Source organism: Rouxiella sp. WC2420, assembly GCF_041200025.1.
In the GTDB taxonomy this organism is placed as follows: domain Bacteria; phylum Pseudomonadota; class Gammaproteobacteria; order Enterobacterales; family Enterobacteriaceae; genus Rouxiella.
The window spans coordinates 3,182,332-3,201,037 of sequence record NZ_CP165628.1 but is presented as its reverse complement, the minus strand read 5'-3'; the positions used below and the strand labels follow the sequence as shown (position 1 = coordinate 3,201,037).

Below are 18,706 nucleotides of genomic sequence, written 5' to 3'. Positions count from 1 at the left end.
AAATCAACAGGAGAATTTATCAATAATATTGAAGTTGAATAATTTGATGTTGCTCACATATAATCAACTGTGATTGAATATAATCATGATCGAGCAAGTTAATCTGACACACTTCATCGCGGAGCCATGATGGCTGAAATAGTGACAATTGCCGAACTGCCGATCCCACCTCAGATGCTGGTGATAGCGGATGACTTTACCGGGGCTAATGATACTGGAGTGGCGTTGGTAGGCAGAGGTTTAAAGGTTTGTGTGCAATTTGATGTTGCAGAAAATAAACCTATTGCTGGTCAGGCCCAGATTTATAGCACCGACAGTCGGGCATTAATGCCGATCCAGGCTGCGCTCAGGGTAACTAAAGTTATTCAGTCGACCCTAGCAGGGCTATCAGACAGCAGCTGGGTATTCAAAAAAATGGATTCAACGCTGCGGGGGAATCCTGGAGCAGAAACCGAAGCTGCTCTGAATGCTCTTGATTGTCGATTGGCAATAGTAGCTACGGCAGTGCCAGAGTTGGGGCGCATCGTGACGGGTGGTTACTGCTACGTCAATGGCTGTCTGCTGACTGATACCGAGTTCGCCACAGACCCAAAAACGCCAGTCAATACGGCCAGTGTCGGTGAATGCTTTGCCGAACAAACCACTCTTCGTCAGCATCATATTTCCCTGGATGCACTGCGATCCGCTGACTTTTCGCAGCGCCTTGCTGCGCTGGCAAACTCTGGCGTGCGTATGGTGATTGTCGATAGTCACACGTCCGCTGACCTGGCACTCATCGTCAAGGCGGCAGAAAGCCTGCCGTTCAGACCGCTGCTGGTCGGGGCTTCGGGATTGAGTCACGCGCTGGCGGAGCACTGCCTTAGTGTTCGAGAGATTTCTGCAACAGTTGTCGGGAGTGAAACCGCACCGGCACTGGCGGTGATCGGTTCGATGAGTGAAACCGCCGCCAGCCAGATTGCCTTTGCGTGCCAGCATCGACCGACGACGGTCATTGATATTGACATCCTTGAGCTGTTTTCTCCTGATGCACAAAGGCTGTTGCCAACACTGTGCGCTCAAATTTGTCGCGCGATGGGGCAGGGTAAACACTGCATCGTGAGCACCTGCCAGAACGGCCAGCAGCGCCAGGAAGTCGCTATGTTTTGCCAGCAAAAAAAAATCAGTCGCTCACAAATGGGAGAGCGCATTGCTGCGTTTCTCGGGCAACTTACTCAGCAGGTTTTTGAGGATTCTCCGGTTATGCCCGGCGGACTTTTTTTGTCCGGCGGTGATATTGCATTGGCCGTTGCACGCGCACTGGGTGCCACCGGTTTTGAGATTAAAGGGCAGATTGCAGGTTGCGTTCCGTGGGGATATTTGCTCGATAGCCAGTTTCAGCGGCTGCCAGTAATGACTAAAGCGGGCGGATTCGGCGCTGAAAATACACTATTTGACGTTTTACGCTTTATTGAGGAGAAGTTGAGTGACTAAAATTATCGCAGTAACCATGGGTGATCCTGCCGGTATTGGCCCTGAAATCATCATTAAAGCCTTGGCTGAAGGTGAGTTGTCTGGAACACCTGCCGTGGTCGTTGGCTGCGCCGCCACTCTGCGTCGAGTCCTGGCATTGGGCATCACGCCGGCCGCGGAACTACGCATTATCGATAAAGTTTCTCAAGCAAGTTTCGCGCCCGGAGTGATTAACGTTATTGATGAGCCGCTGGCAAATCCTGAAGCGCTTGTTCCCGGGAAAGTACAAAAAGAAGCGGGTGATCTTGCCTATCGTTGCGTAAAACGTGCCACCGAGCTTGCGATGGCTGGCGAGGTTCAGGGTATCGCCACCGCGCCGCTCAATAAAGAGGCGCTGCATTCTGCTGGTCATATTTATCCGGGGCATACTGAGTTGTTGGCGAAACTGACGCATAGCCGTGACTATGCGATGGTGTTGTTCACCGAGAAACTGAAAGTCATTCACGTTACAACACACATAGCCCTGCGCAAGTTTCTCGATACGCTTAATCATGAACGTGTAGAAACCGTGATTCAGATGGCAGATACTTTCCTGCGCCGTGTCGGCTATCAAAATCCGCGCATTGCGGTGGCGGGTGTCAATCCTCATGCGGGTGAAAACGGTTTATTCGGCGATGAGGAGATCAAAATTGTTGGGCCATCGGTGGAAAAAATGAAAGCCAGCGGGATTAACGTGACCGGCCCGTGTCCGCCGGATACCGTGTTCCTGCAAACCTATGAAGGCATGTATGACATCGTGGTGGCAATGTATCATGACCAAGGGCATATCCCTTTGAAACTCATGGGATTCTACGACGGCGTAAACATTACTGCGGGCCTGCCGTTTATTCGCACCTCCGCCGATCACGGTACGGCGTTTGATATTGCATGGACAGGAAAAGCCAAGTCTGAGAGCATGGCCATCTCAATTCAGTTAGCCGTACAATTGGCGTAATAAAACGCCAGTGGCGCAGGGAAAAAAGGAATCACGTTGACCGGACAAAGCCGCCTCGATCAGATTATGGACTATCTGAAAAGTCATAATCTGGTCACTGTTGAACAACTGGTTGCCGCTATCACGGCATCTCCGGCGACCATTCGCCGTGATTTGATAAAACTTGATGAGCAAGGCGTGATTAGCCGTAGCCACGGTGGCGTCACGCTTAATCGTTTTATCCCAAACCAACCGACTACCAACGAAAAGCTGCAGCTTAGCCTGCCCGAAAAGCAGGCTATAGCCCAAGTTGCTGCCGCAATGGTTAAACCGGGCGATGCCGTGGTCCTTGATGCGGGTACCACCATGCTTGAGTTGGCGCGTAATCTGACTCATTATCCGCTGCGAGTCATCACCGCGGATTTACGTATTGCACTGTTTTTATCCGAATTTAAGCAGATTGAAGTGACTATTATTGGTGGGCGCATCGACGACAGCAGCCAGTCTTGCGTCGGCGAACATGGCCGCAGATTGTTGAGAAGCATTTATCCCGATGTCGCTTTTATCAGCTGTAATTCGTGGAGTCTGGAGAAAGGGATCACCACACCTACAGAAGAAAAAGCCGGCATCAAGCAAGGCTTGTCTGAAAATGCGCGACGTCGGGTATTGCTGGCTGACAGCAGTAAATACGGGGCTTACTCACTGTTTTGCGTCAACCCGTTGGCTGATATGACCGATATAATTACCGATAAAGGGCTTAGCGCCGAGATCCAGCATTTGTTAGTTGGTCAGCCTTTTACCTTGACGCTGGCCTGAAAGCGCCGCGAGGCGCTTTTTCCCCCTATAACCTAAAGTTATACCCCCCCGCCAAACAAGTATTCGCCGCATTCTCCCCGTCATGAAATAGTCATTAGGTCAGGCAACATCGGTTGCTACCCCTACAACAATTGACGAGAGAAACTCATGCAACAAATCCCGATGCCGTATCTGCTGTTCTTAGGTGATGTGATGGACCCGCTGGCGGCAAAAACGGCGCGCGGTATTCACGTATTTCGCCCTGAGTCCTGTGTGGGCCAGATCCGTCTGGCGACCGATTCCGTATCGCTCGGTCTGGAAGAAATGGATATCGCCACGGCTACAGCGCGTGGTGCAAAAACCATGGTATTGGGCACGGCCAACGCAGGCGGCAAGCTGCCAGCACACTGGATTGAGTCAATCAAAACCGCTATCCGCGCGGGTCTTAATGTGGCAAATGGCCTGCATCAGGGCCTGAATGAGATCCCTGAGCTGGTGGAATTAGCCGCAGAGCACCAGGTGCAGCTGTTCGACGTGCGCCACATGCGCCCGGAACTGGATGTCGGCAGCGGTAAAAAACGCAGCGGCAAACGCATTCTGACCGTTGGCACCGACTGTTCGGTCGGCAAAATGTACACCTCACTGGCGTTGGAATCAGCGATGCGTGAGATCGGCATGAAAGCTGATTTCCGTGCTACCGGCCAGACTGGCGTGCTGGTTGCAGGCGCGGGTATTGCAATCGATGCAGTCATTGCCGACTTTATTTCTGGCGCGGTGGAATCACTCTCTCCTGCCAATGAAGAGGACCACTGGGACATTATTGAAGGACAGGGATCGCTTTATCACCCGTCTTTCGCTGGTGTCAGCATGGGCCTGATCCACGGCGCACAGGCACATCTGCTGGTCATGTGTCACGAGCTGGGGCGCAAACATATGCGTCATTTACCTCATCAATTTATGCCGACCCTCAAGCAGTGTGTGGATACCAACCTCGCGGCCGCCAGCCTGACAAATCCAGACGTAAAACTGGCGGGCTTCTCGTTGAACACCTCTGGAGTTGACGAAGCAGAAGCCAAAGCGGCGCTGGCAGAAATCAGCCGTGAGTTTGGTGTTCCTGCCACCGATCCGGTGCGTTTTGGTATCAGCGAGCTGGCGCAATCAATCAAGGACCGTGGCTTATGATCAAGATGGATTTCCAGACCATCGAGCTGCCATTGGCCCGTCCTTTTGCCATTTCTCGCGGTGTGCGCACTGCGGTAACGGTGGTGCGCGTGACCCTGACCGAGGGTCAGTTTGTTGCGTTGGGAGAATGCACGCCGACGGCGCGTTATCAGGAATCGGCAGACAGCGTGTGCGAGCAGTTGGAAAACGTCCGCGCTCAGGTTGAAGCCGGTTTATCCCGCGAAGCTTTACAGCAGGCGTTGCCGATCGGTTCTGCCCGTAATGCCCTCGATTGTGCAATGTGGCGTCTCGATGCTGCAAAACAGGGCAAGTCAGTTTGGCAACTGCTTGAAATGCAAGCACCTGACAGCGTGATTACGGCAGAAACCCTCAGTCTCGATACGCTGGAAAATATGGCGAAAGTTGCCGCCGATGCCGTGTCGCGCGGTGCAAAACTGCTGAAAATAAAACTCGATCGCGAGCAGATCATCGAGAAAGTGGCGGCTATCCGCGATGCGGCTCCACATGTCACGCTGGTGATTGATGCCAATGAGGCCTGGCATGGTCTGGACCTCGAAAGCCTGTTCCATGCGCTACAAGAATTTAATATTGCGATGATCGAACAGCCATTACCTGCGGGGCAAGATGCAGACTTGGTGCGTTGTTTGCATCCGATCCCTGTCTGTGCCGATGAGAGTTGCCACCAGCGTTCAGATATTGCAGCACTTCGTGACCGATACGAGATGATTAACATCAAGCTCGACAAGTGTGGCGGGCTGACTGAGGCATTGGCGATGGTCACCGAAGCCAAGGCACTTGGCCTGCGGGTGATGGTCGGGTGCATGCTGGGCTCTTCGCTGGCGATGGAAGCTGCGCTGCCCATAGCGGTACAGTCCGAACGCGTCGATCTGGACGGGCCTATCTGGCTGGCTCAAGACTATCAACCGGCGTTGCGCTATGAGCACGGTGAAGTCTGGCTTTAATCTTTTTTAAAACAAGGAGCACGCTTTTGATGACTGAAATGCCCGTTAGTAAGGCGCCCTCAACCGAGTCTGCTGACCCGTCGCTGTCGGAAAGCCGCAACAGGCCCATTCTTCAGGTAAAGAATTTGTCGGTGAGTTTTGCTGGCCGACAGGGAAAGACTCAGGCACTCAAAGGCGTCTCTTTTTCTATTAATAAAGGTGAGGTGGTCGCGGTAGTCGGCGAAAGTGGCTCCGGAAAATCGGTAACTTCGCTAAGCATCATGGGTTTACTGGCCGATTCGGCGCGCATTGACGGCGGCAGCATTGAATTTACCAACCGCGGCGGTGTGAAACATTCGCTGGTCAAGATGGGCCCCGATGCACGTCGCAAATTGCGCGGTCAGGAAATGTCGATGATTTTCCAGGAACCGATGACCTCGCTGAACCCGGTATTACGGGTGGGCGATCAGCTTACCGAAGGCTTGATCGACCACGGCATCAGCAATAAATCCGCTGCATTGAACAAGGCGCGCCAGCTATTGAAGCAGGTGCGTATCCCGGATGTTGAACGCATCCTCAAGTGTTATCCCCACGAACTTTCCGGCGGCATGCGCCAAAGGGTGATGATCGCCCAGGCGCTGGCCTGCGATCCGGCGTTGCTGATTGCCGATGAGCCAACCACCGCGCTGGATGTCACCGTGCAGGCGCGTATTTTACAAATCCTGCGTGACCTGCAACGCGGCTCGGATATGGCGGTGCTGTTTATCACCCATGACATGGGGGTTGTCGCGGAAATCGCCGACCGCGTGGTGGTGATGTATCACGGTGAGGTGGTGGAGGAGGGCAGTGTGGAGCAAGTTTTTGCTCACGCACGTCATCCATATACTCGCGCGCTGCTGGCAGCCGTTCCAAAACTCGGTGACATGCAGGGATTGGAATGGCCTCGTCGTTTTCCGCTGATCCAGAAAGAAGGGACCCCGTTGGCGCAAATTACCGAACCGGCGGCTTCCGGCGATCAAAAAACTGCGGATTACAACGCTGCGCCATTACTCGACGTTCGCGGCCTGCGGGTGTGTTATCCAATCCGTTCAGGGATTTTATCCTGCGTTACTCAGGAAGTGCACGCCGTTGAACAAATTGATTTCTCTATCTGGCCTGGTGAAACGCTGGCGCTGGTAGGGGAAAGCGGCTGCGGGAAATCGACCACCGGACGTGCGATTTTGCGTCTTGTCGGCAGTGAGTCGGAAAGTATTCATCTCGAGGGCAAAGAGATCACTCTGCTGCGCGACAAGCCTTTTCAGGCAGTGCGGCGTCAGATTCAGATGGTCTTTCAAGACCCCTATGCTTCGTTAAATCCGCGTCTGACGGTGGGTTTTTCGATTGCCGAGCCATTATTGATCCACGGGATGGCGCGTTCGCTGAAAGACGCCACGCCAACGGTTAACAAGCTGTTGAAAAGCGTAGGTTTAGACCCGTCTGTTGCCCGTCGTTATCCACACGAGTTTTCCGGCGGTCAGCGCCAGCGAATCGCGATTGCTCGCGCAATGGCATTGCAACCGCAGGTCATTATTGCCGACGAAGCCGTTTCGGCGCTGGACGTTTCGATTCAGGCGCAGGTAGTGAATCTGATGATGGATTTACAGCGCGACACCGGAGTTGCCTGGCTATTTATTTCTCATGATATGGCGGTGGTGGAACGTATCGCCAATCGCGTCGCGGTGATGTATCTCGGGCAAATTGTCGAAATTGGCCCACGCGACGCCATTTTTAGCAATCCGCAACATCCTTACACCCAACGTTTGCTCAAGTCTGTGCCAATTGCCGATCCCACCAAAAGGACGGCCCGCAGTTTTGATGACGCCGAAGTGAAGTCGCCAGTTCATCCGGCCGGTTTACAAGTAGAAAAAGTGAAATACCGTCAGGTGTCTCTACACCATTGGGTAGCAGAAGATGCTCTTCGTTTTTAAACGAACGGTCTAATTATTCAGTTCATTTTGCACGTTTCGGGATACTCACAGGAGAAGTTCATGCATTCGATGTTAAACCGCAAGACACTATTAGCTGCCAGCCTGGCACTGTGCTTTACCACTTCGGCGCTGGCCAAAGATCTGAGTATCTCGATGTATGCGGATGTCACGGGTTTTGACCCGCACGACACTACCGACACGCTGAGCTATTCGGTGCAAACGGGTATTTTCCAGCGTCTGTTTGAATTTGATAACCAGATGAAGATTATCCCTGTGTTGGCGACTGACTACACCAGCAATGACACGGCGACGGTGTTCACCATTAATCTGCGTCAGGGCATCACTTTCCAGGATGGCACGCCGTTCAATGCCGAGGCGGTGAAAGTTAACCTCGATCGTCTGGCTAATCCAGCGAATCACCTTAAGCGTAACGGATTGTTTAGTATGATTAAAACCGTTGAGGTGACCTCGCCTTACCAGGTGAAAATCACGCTTAACAAACCTTTCGGCGCAATGATTAACACTCTGGCGCACCCTTCTGCGGTGATGCATAGCCCGGCATCACTTAAAGCTTATCCAAACGAAGCAGATCTCAGCGTGCATCCAGTGGGCACAGGTCCGTTTAAATTCGTTGAGTGGCAGCAGGGTAAAGACGTCAAGCTGGTTAAATACGATAACTACTGGCAGAAGGGTTGGCCAAAAGTTGACTCTGTAACGTTCTATCCAACGCCAGAAGATTCGACTCAGGTTGCCAAGCTCAAGTCTGGCGCGGTGCAGGCGGTGTATCCATTGCCGTCAGATCTGGTTGATACGGTGAAAAACGATCCGAAACTGGATATTCAGCGCGACCCGGGCATCTACCTTTATTACATCGCGTTCAATACGCAGATGAAAGAATTCAAGGATGCACGCGTTCGCCAGGCGATCAACTATGCGATTGACCGTAATCTGTGGCTGAGAGTCGGTTTTGCCGGTATGGGTGAGACATCGACCTCGCCATTGCCGAGCCACGTCCAGTTCTATCAGAAACAGACTACACCGGATTACAGCTACAACATCGCCAAAGCGAAGGAACTGCTGAAGGAAGCGGGTTATCCGAACGGCTTTGACGTTGAGATGTGGAGTTCGAACAAAACCGACCGCATTCGCACCGGCCAGTTCATCAAGCAGCAGTTGGGGCTGATTGGCGTGCGCGTGAAGTTTGTACCCATGGATGCGGGCAGTATCAACCAGCGTCTGTGGAGCACGCCGAATCCGGCCGATGCCAAGGTGCAGATGTATTACGGTTCGTGGTCAACCTCGACCGGTGATGCTGACTGGGCGCTGCGTCCGCTGTTTGCCACCGAATCCTTTATTCCTAAAGGCTACAACGTTTCTTACTACAGTAACAAAGCGGTAGACGCGGACATAACTGCTGCGCTGCAAACAGCGGATATGACTAAGCGCAAAGCCTCTTACGATGATGCGCAGAAACTGCTGTGGGCTGACGCGCCGGTCGCCTTCCTGGGTTCTCCGGACAACCTGGTCGGTAAAACCAAAGACCTGTCAGGCGTGTTTATGCTGGCTGACGGCACGCTGTTGTTTAATCAGGCACAGTTTAAATAAGTTTTATTAGCGAAGTTTACAGGCAGGTTGCCAACTGAGTCGAGATACACGGGGCTGGCGCACCCGAAGGAGCTTTCCCTTAAACGCGCTTATAGATTGTCTGGATTGCAGGCGGTTGGACGTAGATTTGTAATCGGGGAATGGGATTTTATGCTGACATATTTTATCCGCCGAATACTGGAAATGATCCCGGTTCTGCTGGTGGTGTCATTACTGATATTTGGTTTTATCAAGCTGCTGCCGGGTGACCCTGCGCGTATCTATGCGGGGCAGGATGCGACATTGGGGCAGGTAGAGTCAGCGCGGCAACTGCTTGGTTTAAACGATCCTCTCCCGGCGCAGTATTGGCACTGGATAAGCGGAGTGTTTCACGGCGATCTGGGTACTACCTATCGCACTCGCCAGCCGGTGTTAAGCGTTATTGAAGCGGGTTTTATGCCAACGCTGTATCTGGCAATGGCCGGATTTGCCTGGTCAGTGGTGTTGGGGTTGGTGATTGGTGTCTGGTCGGCCTTGAAACGCGGTAAATGGCAGGACTGGACACTAATGAGTTTTGCAATCGGCGGGATTTCGATGCCGCCGTTTTGGTTGGGGCTGCTGCTGATTCAGTTTGTCGCCATGCCGTTTGGCATTTTCTCGGTCAGCGGCTTCAACAAACCCAGCGATATTATTTTGCCGGCAATCACTCTGGGATCGTCGGTGGCGGCAGTGATGGCTCGTTTTACCCGTTCGGCATTTCTTGATGTTGCGCAGGAAGACTATGTACGCACCGCCAATGCCAAAGGCCTGCGCGCGCGGTTGGTGACCTGGAAGCACATCATGCGCAATGCGCTGATCCCGGTGATCACCATGCTGGGTTTACAGTTTGGGTTCCTGCTCGGCGGCTCGATTATTGTCGAGGCAGTATTCAGTTGGCCCGGTCTGGGTTGGTTGCTTATTCAGTCGATTCAAACGCAGGACCAGCCGGTCATTCAGGCATTGGTGATGCTGTTTGTATTCGAGTTTATTGTGATTAATACGCTGGTTGACCTGCTTTATGCCGTGGTTAATCCGTCGATTCGACTGAGTTAGGAGCATCTATGGTTCAGCCTGCAAATACCCTGCCGCCGTTGGATCCTGCCGAGGTGGCGATCAGTTCGAAAGATGACATCCGCTCGCCGTGGCTAGATTTTTTCCAGAGTTTTATTCGTCATCCGATGGCGATTGTCTCTTCGATTTTTATTCTGTTACTGGTGCTGGTGGCCATTTTTGCCCCGTGGATAGCGCCGTACGATCCGCAGGTGCCAGACTGGATGGCGTTAGGCGCCGGGCCTTCTGCCGCGCACTGGTTTGGCACCGATGACCTCGGGCGCGACGTGCTGAGTCGTATTATTTACGGTGCGCGTATTTCACTTTATGTCGGCCTGCTATCGGTAACCCTGGGCATGGTGGCGGGGGTTATTCTCGGCCTGCTTGCGGGTTATTACGGCAAATGGCTCGATATGCTGATCATGCGCGGCTCAGACGTGCTGTTTGCTTTCCCCGGCGTAATGCTGGCGATTGCGGTGGTTGCCATCCTCGGCCCGGGTTTAAACAATGTGATTATCGCAGTGGCGGTATTCAGCGTGCCGGTTTTTGCCCGCATCGTGCGCGCTTCAACCCTGTCTATTAAGCAAAGTGCCTATGTCGAGGCGGTGCGCTGCGTGGGCGCGCCGGACAGAGTCGTCATTTTGCGCCATATTTTGCCGGGCACACTGTCGAACGTGATTGTCTATTTCACCATGCGTATCGGCACCAGTATTTTAACCGCAGCCAGCCTGAGTTTCATCGGCCTCGGCCCGGAGCCAGACGTGCCTGAGTGGGGCAATATTTTGGCAATGAGCCGCAACATGATGATGGCTGGAAAATGGAACGTCTCGGTGTTCCCGGGGCTGGCAATTTTCCTCACCGTGCTGGCATTTAATCTTTTGGGTGACGCTTTACGCGACACTCTGGACCCTAAATTGAAGAAGTAAATCACCGCCGTCATTAACCTTGCAATAGCGATCGCTTGACGTTTTGCGGCAGAGTCAATGACGTAGTTGATTGATTCGTAAGGATACAACGATGTCTTTAGATGTATTTAACCTGCGGGGCGTGGATGCCTTGCTGGAGCGTTGGCGTGAAAGGCGGCTACTGTTTACCCCGCGTTTCCCAACCGGTGCCACCAACAGCATCAGCGATATTGCGGGCGTGACGGTAGGTCATAGCACAATGTCAGCGGGCGAGATTCAGACTGGCGTGACGGCGATTGTCCCGCCCGGTGCCAATCTTTATACCCATCCTTTACCCTGTGGCGCGGCGGTGTTGAACGGTTTTGCCAAACCTGTCGGCCTGACGCAGGTGATGGAGCTGGGCGAGCTGCAAACCCCAATCCTGCTGGGCAATACGTTTTCTGTTGGCACACTGTTTAACGCCATGGTGCGACAGAGCTGTGCTGATTTTCCGCAGATTGGGCGTGGCAGTGCGACGATCAATCCACTGGTTTTAGAATGCAATGACGCCTATCTGAATGATATTCAGGCGATGGCGCTAAGTGAACAAAATGCCATGGCGGCATTAAATTCTGCCTCAACTGACTTTGCTCGTGGCAGCGTCGGCGCGGGACGAGGAATGAGCTGTTTTGGTCTTAAAGGCGGGATTGGCACAGCGTCGCGCCACGATGAAAAGCTAGACACGCAGATTGGCGTGTTGGTACTCGCCAACTTTGGCGTGCTTTCTGAGTTGACCCTGGACGGTGTGCGTATTGGTGCTGAAATCGAGCAACTACTGCCGGAGCTGGCACCGCAGGTTGATGCCGGTTCAATCATTATTATCATGGCCTGCGATCGCTATCTTGATAGTCGCCAGCTGACGCGGATTGCGCGCCGTGCCGGAGCAGGGCTGGGGCGACTCGGCAGCTATTGGGGCCATGGGTCGGGCGATATTGCGGTGGCATTTTCCACTTGCCGCGAGGGCGAGCTTTTAGCCGATGAACAGCTTGAACCGCTGCTGGCGATGGCCGCCGATGCCACCGAACAGGCGGTGCTTGATGCGATGTTGGCCGCTGAAACGGTCATCGGTTTCCAAAAACATTTCCGTTTAGGACTGGCAGGCGTACTCGACAGTCTGGCGACCCGTTAATTTAAAGAGATAATTGATGAAAGTATTTATATCCGCCGACATTGAAGGTATCGCGGGAGTGATGCGTCCAGAGCAGTGCAGTCCGGGTAACGTTGAATATGAAACCGCTCGCGGGCTGATGGAGCAAGAAGTTAACGCGGCGATTGCAGGAGCTTTCGAGGGCGGCGCAACCCAAGTCGTCGTCGCCGATAGCCATGCGATGATGCAGAACTTGCGCGCGGCCAATATTGACTCGCGTGCGCGTCTGGTGCAGGGAAAACCGCGTGGGCTATCGATGCTGGAAGGGCTGGAGCAGGGCGGCTATGACGGCTTGATGTTTGTCGGTTTTCACAGCGCAGCCGGTGAGTTTGGCGTGCTGGCGCATACTATTAATGGTCGGGCGTTTTATCGTATCAAAATTAATGGCAGCGTAATGGGTGAGACCGACCTCTATGCCGCGCTGGGTGCCGAGCTTGATGTCCCGCTGTGGATGGTCACCGGAGACGATCAGCTTGAAAAATGGGTAATGCGCCATTATCCCGCAGCGGATTACGTTTGCGTCAAGCGAGCGATTTCTGCCAATGCGGCCGAATCAATAAGTCCTGAATTCGCCCGCGATAAAATTCGTCAGCAGGCGGCTAAAAGTGTAAAAAATGCCGGTAAAGGCGTCGAACGTCGCTTTGGTTGTCCCTACAGGCTTGAGCTGATGGTCGCCAAACCCGTATTGGCCGATCTATTTTGTATGATACCTGGCGTTGAGCGTATTGATGCTATCACCGTAGGCTATTCCAGCCCGCAGATCGCGGCGATTATAAGCCTGCTCGGCACGTTCTCTTATCTGGCGACTACCCAGAAGTGATTTAAGCGCTTTGCGATAATGGTATTTTTGAAGATGAATTAGAATTGGCTCCCAATACCGGTCCTTAATTATTTCTGTTTGCTGCTCATTTTTGCTACGAAATAGCTCACGTACCGGGTTCAACGCAGGGAAGTCAATAATGCCAACAATTTTAAGGATCGGCGGTTTTCGTTTCTATTTCTATAGCCACGAGCCCAACGAGCCAGCTCATATTCATATTGATAAGGGCTGCGCAACGGCTAAAATATGGTTACATAATCTGAGCATAGCAAGTAGTGTGGGATATCGTTCACATGAACTGCGAACAATTCAACGTATGGTCTCAGATCATCGAACCGTTTTACAGGAGGCTTGGGATGCTTATTTTATGTAAGGAAAATGACCTGCGCGTAATGAATGTGCGAATTGATGATAGCCGACTGTCGGTGGATTTGATGGATGGCAGAACAATTACCGTGCCCATCGCATGGTATCCCCGCCTCTATGCAGGCACTCCCGAGCAACGAAATAATTGGGAATTGGCAGGAGCCGGATTAGGCATACATTGGCCAGATCTTGATGAAGACCTAAGCACAGAAGGATTGCTGATGGGGATTAAGGGCGTTGCTGGTCTTTCACCTCGCCATTAGAAAATCTCCTAACTTAATAAAGCAAGGCATGATGCTTTTTGGTACTTTCGTTACCTGCTTTTATTTTTTTTGCAGATACGGGACATCTAAGGGAAAACCAGCATGCGTTTGCGTCATATTGAAGTGTTTCAGGCGGTTTTGCAGGCAGGCAGCGTCAGCGGTGCTGCCCGGCTGCTTAATGTGTCGCAGCCAAATGTCAGCCGAGTCCTCAACCATGCCGAACAGCAGCTTGGTTTTAACCTGTTTGACCGCACTCCGCAGGGCCTGATCATTACTCCGGAAGGGCGCAGGTTAATGCCCGAGGTAGAGGCGCTGTTCAGTCACATTCAGTCAATCGGATTCCTGGCCGAGCAGTTGCGCCAGGGGGCGGGTCAACACGTCAGAATTGGGTCCGCTCACGCTCTGGGGCATAGCGTGATGGCGCCGGTGTTGGTTGATTTTCACCGCAAAACGCCAGCGGGCAGTGTTGAACTGGTGACCGGGCACTTTAATACCCTGAGTCAGGATTTGATGCAGTACAAAATGGATTTCGCGCTGGCCTTTGGCGAGCAGGCTTCAGCCGAGCTGGTTTCAGAAACGCTTTATTCGGCCAACATGGTGGCATTGTTGCCGCTGGATTGCCCGGTTGAAGGTCCGGTAACGCTGAAATGGTTAAGTGAAAATGATTTGCTGATGCTGCAACAGCAAGACCCGCTGGGGCAAGTGCTTAATCGGGTATTGCGCGAACAGGGGCTGACCCCGCACGCGTCATTGCATATCAAAACTTACTCGGTGATTGCCGATATGGTGCTAGCCGGAGGTGGCGTCGGCGTTGTCGATACCTTCACCGCCCAACGCTATGTCAATCAGCTAAAAATTGTTCCAGTGGTGGATGCTTTGCCGTTTGAGGTGATCCTGCTGAGCCGCCGCGATCAGCCACAGTCGCAGGTTGGTCTGGCCTTACAGCAATCAATCAGGCACAAGCTTTGGGAGCTGGGGGAGTCTTGAGAAAAGTAACCCGCTTATGTGCAAGTTTGGCTAACCGAAATAAGTGACTTCCTCTTATTTTTCATTATTGGAATACAATCAAAATAATATGTGTTTGTGGCTGATTCAAAGAATATTAATGAATTCAACATCAAGGCACGGCCGCGGTAATTACCATTTGAACAGAACGCCAGATACCTACTCACCTGTTGTCTATCTGGCGTTCTGTTCATGGAACATCGGTTTGAATCAAAAACTATTCCCGCAGTTTATCACGTAGGTCCTTCACGTCGCCGCTGCTAACCGCCGACGCCGAGTTGCCCCAGCTGTTGCGAATATAGGTCAGCACGTTGGCTACGTCGGCATCACTCATGTTGCCACCAAACGACGGCATGCCCGGTGCCGTTGGGGCTGCATCGGTATCAACCGGACGGCTGCCCGCCAGCACTACGTGAATCAGCGAGGTCGCATTGCTGCTAACGATTAACGGTGAATCAGCCAGTCGAGGGAACAGGCCTTCCTGACCTTTGCCATCAGGCGTATGGCAGCCGGAACAACGGTCGGCATAAATGGCTTTGCCAGCTATCATACTGCTGTCATTGGCTTTTATCGGTTCCGGTGGCTGACTGCCACTGTCGTGCCCGCTGTCCTTCAGGTAAACCGCCACCGCTTTCAAATCCGCGTCAGTCCAGTGATTCGACGAGTTTTTAACTTCTTCAGCCATTGGGCCAGAGGCCATATCGTAGCGGTTTATCCCATTTTTTAAGTACGCGGTGATGTCTTCTACCGTCCATTTGCCAATGCCGGTGTGATTGTTGACGGTGATATCTGGCGCCATCCAGCCTTCAACTACGCCGCCTTGCAGATACTGACTGTTTTTATCACCACCTAACAGGTTTTTCGGCGTATGGCAGGTGCCGCAGTGTCCTAATCCGGCAACAATATAAGCGCCGCGATTCCAGTCGGCAGACTTTTTCAGGTCAGGAATAAACGCGCCCTGTTCGAAATTCATCCAGTTCCAGACGATCAGACTGGTGCGAATATTAAACGGGAAGGGGAGTTGGTTCGATATCACGGTGTTATGCACCGGCTGTAGCGTCTGCAAATATTCCCAAATTGCCCGATTATCCTCGCGGGTGACTTTGGTATAGGCAGTAAACGGCATCGCGCCATAAAGACGAACGCCGTCGTGGCCGATGCCATGAGACATCGCGCGCTGGAAATCGTCAAATGTCCACTTGCCGATGCCGGTATCAGGGTCCGGGGTAATGTTGGCCCCCATCAGTAAACCAAACGGGGTCTGAAGTGCTACACCACCGGCATAAGGTTTACTGCCTTGAACGCCCGAGGTATGGCAGGCGGCGCAGTCGCCTAACGTGGCCAGATAACGGCCGCGCTCAACCTGTGAGTAATCGCCGTTCCCCCCCGCGTGCGCCAGGGCACTGATGCCCAGCGCCAATAATCCTAGTGAAAAAGATGCCAGTTTTTTCATACAATCATCTCCCCAGGATTTTTAAGATAACGATCGCGGATCGCTTCGGCAGCCTTGAATGCCAAGGCACCCACGGTACCGGTTGGGTTGTATCCCGGGTTCTGCGGGAAGGCAGAAGCCCCCACCACAAACAGGTTTGGCACATCCCAGACTTGCAGATATTTATTCACCGAGCTGGTAGACGGGTCGGCACCCATCACAAATCCGCCGCAAACGTGCGAGGACTGATAAGGGGTTCCGTTCCAATGGCCCTTGGTCGGGCTTTCAACGTACTGGCGCGGATTCATTGCCTTGGCGATTTCGCCGACTTTGCTGGTACAGTACTGGGCCATTTTCAGGTCATTTTGCGGAAAGTCGAAGGTGACGCGCAGCAGTGGCCGGCCCAGCGGATCTTTATAGGTCGGGTCCAGCGACAGATAGTTGGTGCGGATGGTGTAACTGCTGGCTTCACAGCCGATCGACATGCTGCTGAGGTAGTTCTTGACCGTGGTTTGCTTCCATTCTTTACCCCATTTTGGCGTTCCAGGCGGCACCGGGCGATAGCCAATCGGAGCTGCGCCGATAGGCGTTACTCGAATGCTGCCGCCGCCGAAGAAGCCAAGCCCGCTGTGGTCAAAGTTATCGTTGTTAAATTCGTCGATACCCATGCCCACCGCACCCGCGCCGATAAACGGGTTGAAGTTTTTGTCGTCGAAGAAAAGCTGCACGCCGTTCGCGGTCTGATAAGCATAGTTACGGCCGGTGGTGCCGCTGTTACTTACTGGATCATAAGGTTTGCCGATGCCGGAAAGCAGCATCAGGCGAACGTTCTCGAAAGTGTAGGCGCTAACGACTACCAGGTCAGCAGGCTGTTCCCACTCGTCGCCGGAGGAGTCGATATAAATCACCCCGGTGGCTTTTTTACCGCTGGCATCCATCACGACTTTCATCACTTCACAGCTGGTGCGCGCTTCAAAATTATCCTTGCGGATCAATGCGGGAAGTACAGTAGTGATTGCGCTGGCCTTGGAATAGTTGGCGCAGCCGTAGTTGGTACAAAAGCCGCAGAAAGTGCAGGGGCCCATTTTGATGCCCAACGGGTTGGTGTAAGGCTCGGAAATCAGCGATGACGGCACAGGGAAAGCCTTGTAACCCATGTTGCGTGCGGCTTCGGCAAACAGAGTTGGCCCGTAAGGTTGATCCATGGGGCGTGTTGGATATTCAATAGATCGCATGCCTTCAAACGGATTACCGCCTTCGTGATGTTCGCCGTTGACGTTCGAGGCTTTGCCCGACACGCCAGCCAACTGTTCGAACTTGGCGTAATGCGGTTCCATCTCGCTCCAGTCGGTGCCCCAGTCTTGCAGCACCAGCTCCGGCGGCATCTCTTTAGCGCCATACTTATCAAGCAGATAAGTACGTAATTGAAACTCGTGGGGCTGGAAGCGGAAAGTAATACCTGCCCAATGGTTGCCAGCGCCGCCAGTACCGTTACCCGGATGGAACGAGCCCCATTCGCGCATCGGTAGCGCGGTTTGCGACGGATTATTACGGATAGTGATGGTGTTTTGCCGGTTGCGCAGCATCAGCTCTTCGCGGGTGTTGTAGCGCAGTTCGTCAGCCACGGTAGCAATGTTAAAATCACGCGCGGTATCGCGCCATGGGCCGCGTTCAATAGCAACAACATCAAGCCCGGCATCGGCCAGTTCATGGGCAATAATCGATCCAGCCCAGCCGAGACCAATCACGACTACGTCGGTCTTAGGGAGTTTTTTCGCCATTTTTCTAGTCCTTAACCCTTAGCTTTTGGAAATCTTCCATGCATCGCCGCCGGAGATGCTGAGAGGTTCGAGATCGAGTTTCTGATTATGTTTGCCGATGTACTCGCGGTAGTCATAGCGCGCGCCAGGGAAACCCAGCATTTTCCACGACACCATATTGCGATTACCACCATAAATCGGGTCGGCAAAGAAACCTTCCATGGTGTTTTTCAGCACGATGGCGAAAAACATTTTGGAGTCGATCTGATTCTTGAAGCTTGAGGAGTCAAGGGCAATCTTGCCGCTTTCCAGCCCTTTCAGGACATCGTCCTGCTGGTCGCCGGTAAGATCCTTGAAGGATTTTTTGTAGGTTGCCTGAGTGTATTCTTCCAGTGCGGCAAGGCCGATGCGATAGCGCTGCTGAGGTACCAGTGGGGATTGATCCCCCTGTTCTGGCGTACCGGGCTGGAAGGGGCCTTGCATATATAGGCGATCAAACGTGCCGTAAAATCCAGCCAGCTGATGGTCGATAAACACCGCACAGCCTGCGTCTTTGCCACCGACGCTGAGATTGTCGGCGGGCACCAGACGATCGACGATGGCTTCAACCGCTGCGGCCTCTGCATCGGTAAAGAAGACCCAACCATCGGTTTCAATTTTTGGCGGTGGGCTGCTGTCGAAAGGACTCCAGACTGGCGTACCTTTAAGGCTGACGGCATTTGCCGCCTTGGCCGCGCCGAGAACGGCGGAAGCAGCGGTAAACGACAGAATTTGCCGACGCGAAATGCCCGGCAAGGTCTTCTTGCTCATAAAGTTCCCCTGTTAATTATAAATAAGGCAATCGCCTCTTTTTAATACGTTGAACTTGATAGGGAGTGATGCTTTCAACGAAATTTTGGAAACGTTAAGACAGAAAAATGACGCCCTGAACGATCAACGTGTTCAGTCGGGTGGTGACATTTTTCAAGAGTGCATAGCAAGAATAGGAT

At 52.9% G+C, this 18,706-nt stretch carries 17 protein-coding genes; 14 read left to right on the top strand and 3 right to left on the bottom strand.

Annotation, left to right across the window (positions count from 1 at the left end; all coding sequences use genetic code 11):
• The first annotated feature begins 126 nt into the window (after positions 1 to 126).
• From AB3G37_RS14565 to AB3G37_RS14500, 14 genes are all read left to right on the top strand, one after another.
• Positions 127 to 1,470, top strand: coding sequence for a four-carbon acid sugar kinase family protein (locus AB3G37_RS14565; protein ID WP_369788245.1), 1,344 nt, complete (start codon positions 127 to 129; stop codon positions 1,468 to 1,470).
• Complete coding sequence (locus tag AB3G37_RS14560; protein ID WP_369788244.1) at positions 1,463 to 2,443, top strand: D-threonate 4-phosphate dehydrogenase; 981 nt, start codon at positions 1,463 to 1,465, stop codon at positions 2,441 to 2,443. The genes AB3G37_RS14565 and AB3G37_RS14560 overlap by 8 nt, the downstream gene beginning before the upstream one ends.
• Positions 2,444 to 2,509: 66 nt before the next feature.
• Positions 2,510 to 3,238 carry a DeoR/GlpR family DNA-binding transcription regulator gene (locus AB3G37_RS14555; protein ID WP_083836179.1) on the top strand — a complete coding sequence of 243 codons (729 nt, stop codon included), beginning with the start codon at positions 2,510 to 2,512 and terminating at the stop codon, positions 3,236 to 3,238.
• Positions 3,239 to 3,385: 147 nt separating this feature from the next.
• Entirely contained in the window at positions 3,386 to 4,399 is a 1,014-nt protein-coding gene (gene dgcN, locus AB3G37_RS14550; RefSeq protein ID WP_009635325.1) for an N-acetyltransferase DgcN, read from the top strand.
• On the top strand, positions 4,396 to 5,361 hold the full coding sequence (gene dgcA, locus AB3G37_RS14545) for an N-acetyl-D-Glu racemase DgcA (protein ID WP_369788243.1): 966 nt from the start codon (positions 4,396 to 4,398) through the stop codon (positions 5,359 to 5,361). The genes dgcN and dgcA overlap by 4 nt, the downstream gene beginning before the upstream one ends.
• A 29-nt stretch (positions 5,362 to 5,390) precedes the next feature.
• On the top strand, positions 5,391 to 7,307 hold the full coding sequence (locus tag AB3G37_RS14540) for an ABC transporter ATP-binding protein (RefSeq protein WP_369788242.1): 1,917 nt from the start codon (positions 5,391 to 5,393) through the stop codon (positions 7,305 to 7,307).
• Between the two features lie 60 nt (positions 7,308 to 7,367).
• Entirely contained in the window at positions 7,368 to 8,912 is a 1,545-nt protein-coding gene (locus AB3G37_RS14535) for a glutathione ABC transporter substrate-binding protein (RefSeq protein WP_009635328.1), read from the top strand.
• Between the two features lie 150 nt (positions 8,913 to 9,062).
• Positions 9,063 to 9,983: an ABC transporter permease gene (locus AB3G37_RS14530; protein WP_009635329.1), complete on the top strand. Its 921-nt coding sequence runs from the start codon at positions 9,063 to 9,065 to the stop codon at positions 9,981 to 9,983.
• Between the two features lie 8 nt (positions 9,984 to 9,991).
• A complete protein-coding gene (locus tag AB3G37_RS14525) occupies positions 9,992 to 10,906 on the top strand; it encodes an ABC transporter permease subunit (protein ID WP_009635330.1) in 915 nt (304 codons plus the stop codon).
• Positions 10,907 to 10,997: 91 nt separating this feature from the next.
• The gene (locus AB3G37_RS14520) at positions 10,998 to 12,053 is read left to right on the top strand and encodes a P1 family peptidase (protein WP_369788241.1); all 1,056 of its coding nucleotides are present in this window, start codon (positions 10,998 to 11,000) and stop codon (positions 12,051 to 12,053) included.
• 16 nt (positions 12,054 to 12,069) lie between these two features.
• Entirely contained in the window at positions 12,070 to 12,891 is an 822-nt protein-coding gene (locus AB3G37_RS14515; protein ID WP_369788240.1) for a M55 family metallopeptidase, read from the top strand.
• Between the two features lie 139 nt (positions 12,892 to 13,030).
• Positions 13,031 to 13,264 (top strand): DUF4160 domain-containing protein, encoded by a 234-nt coding sequence (locus tag AB3G37_RS14510; protein ID WP_009635333.1) that lies wholly within the window; start codon positions 13,031 to 13,033, stop codon positions 13,262 to 13,264.
• Positions 13,248 to 13,520 carry a DUF2442 domain-containing protein gene (locus AB3G37_RS14505; RefSeq protein WP_369788239.1) on the top strand — a complete coding sequence of 91 codons (273 nt, stop codon included), beginning with the start codon at positions 13,248 to 13,250 and terminating at the stop codon, positions 13,518 to 13,520. Before AB3G37_RS14510 ends, AB3G37_RS14505 begins: the two co-directional genes overlap by 17 nt.
• Before the next feature lie 102 nt (positions 13,521 to 13,622).
• Positions 13,623 to 14,507: a LysR family transcriptional regulator gene (locus AB3G37_RS14500; RefSeq protein WP_369788238.1), complete on the top strand. Its 885-nt coding sequence runs from the start codon at positions 13,623 to 13,625 to the stop codon at positions 14,505 to 14,507.
• A gap of 235 nt (positions 14,508 to 14,742) precedes the next feature.
• On the opposite strand, the gene AB3G37_RS14495 is transcribed toward AB3G37_RS14500, so the two are convergent.
• Genes AB3G37_RS14495 through AB3G37_RS14485 form a run of 3 tightly spaced genes read right to left on the bottom strand, consistent with a single transcriptional unit; the run spans position 14,743 to position 18,527 of the window.
• Positions 14,743 to 15,978 (bottom strand): cytochrome c, encoded by a 1,236-nt coding sequence (locus AB3G37_RS14495; protein WP_009635336.1) that lies wholly within the window; start codon positions 15,976 to 15,978, stop codon positions 14,743 to 14,745.
• On the bottom strand, positions 15,975 to 17,738 hold the full coding sequence (locus AB3G37_RS14490; RefSeq protein ID WP_009635337.1) for a GMC family oxidoreductase: 1,764 nt from the start codon (positions 17,736 to 17,738) through the stop codon (positions 15,975 to 15,977). The genes AB3G37_RS14495 and AB3G37_RS14490 overlap by 4 nt, the downstream gene beginning before the upstream one ends.
• A gap of 18 nt (positions 17,739 to 17,756) precedes the next feature.
• A complete protein-coding gene (locus tag AB3G37_RS14485) occupies positions 17,757 to 18,527 on the bottom strand; it encodes a gluconate 2-dehydrogenase subunit 3 family protein (RefSeq protein WP_369788237.1) in 771 nt (256 codons plus the stop codon).
• Positions 18,528 to 18,706 lie beyond the last annotated feature (179 nt).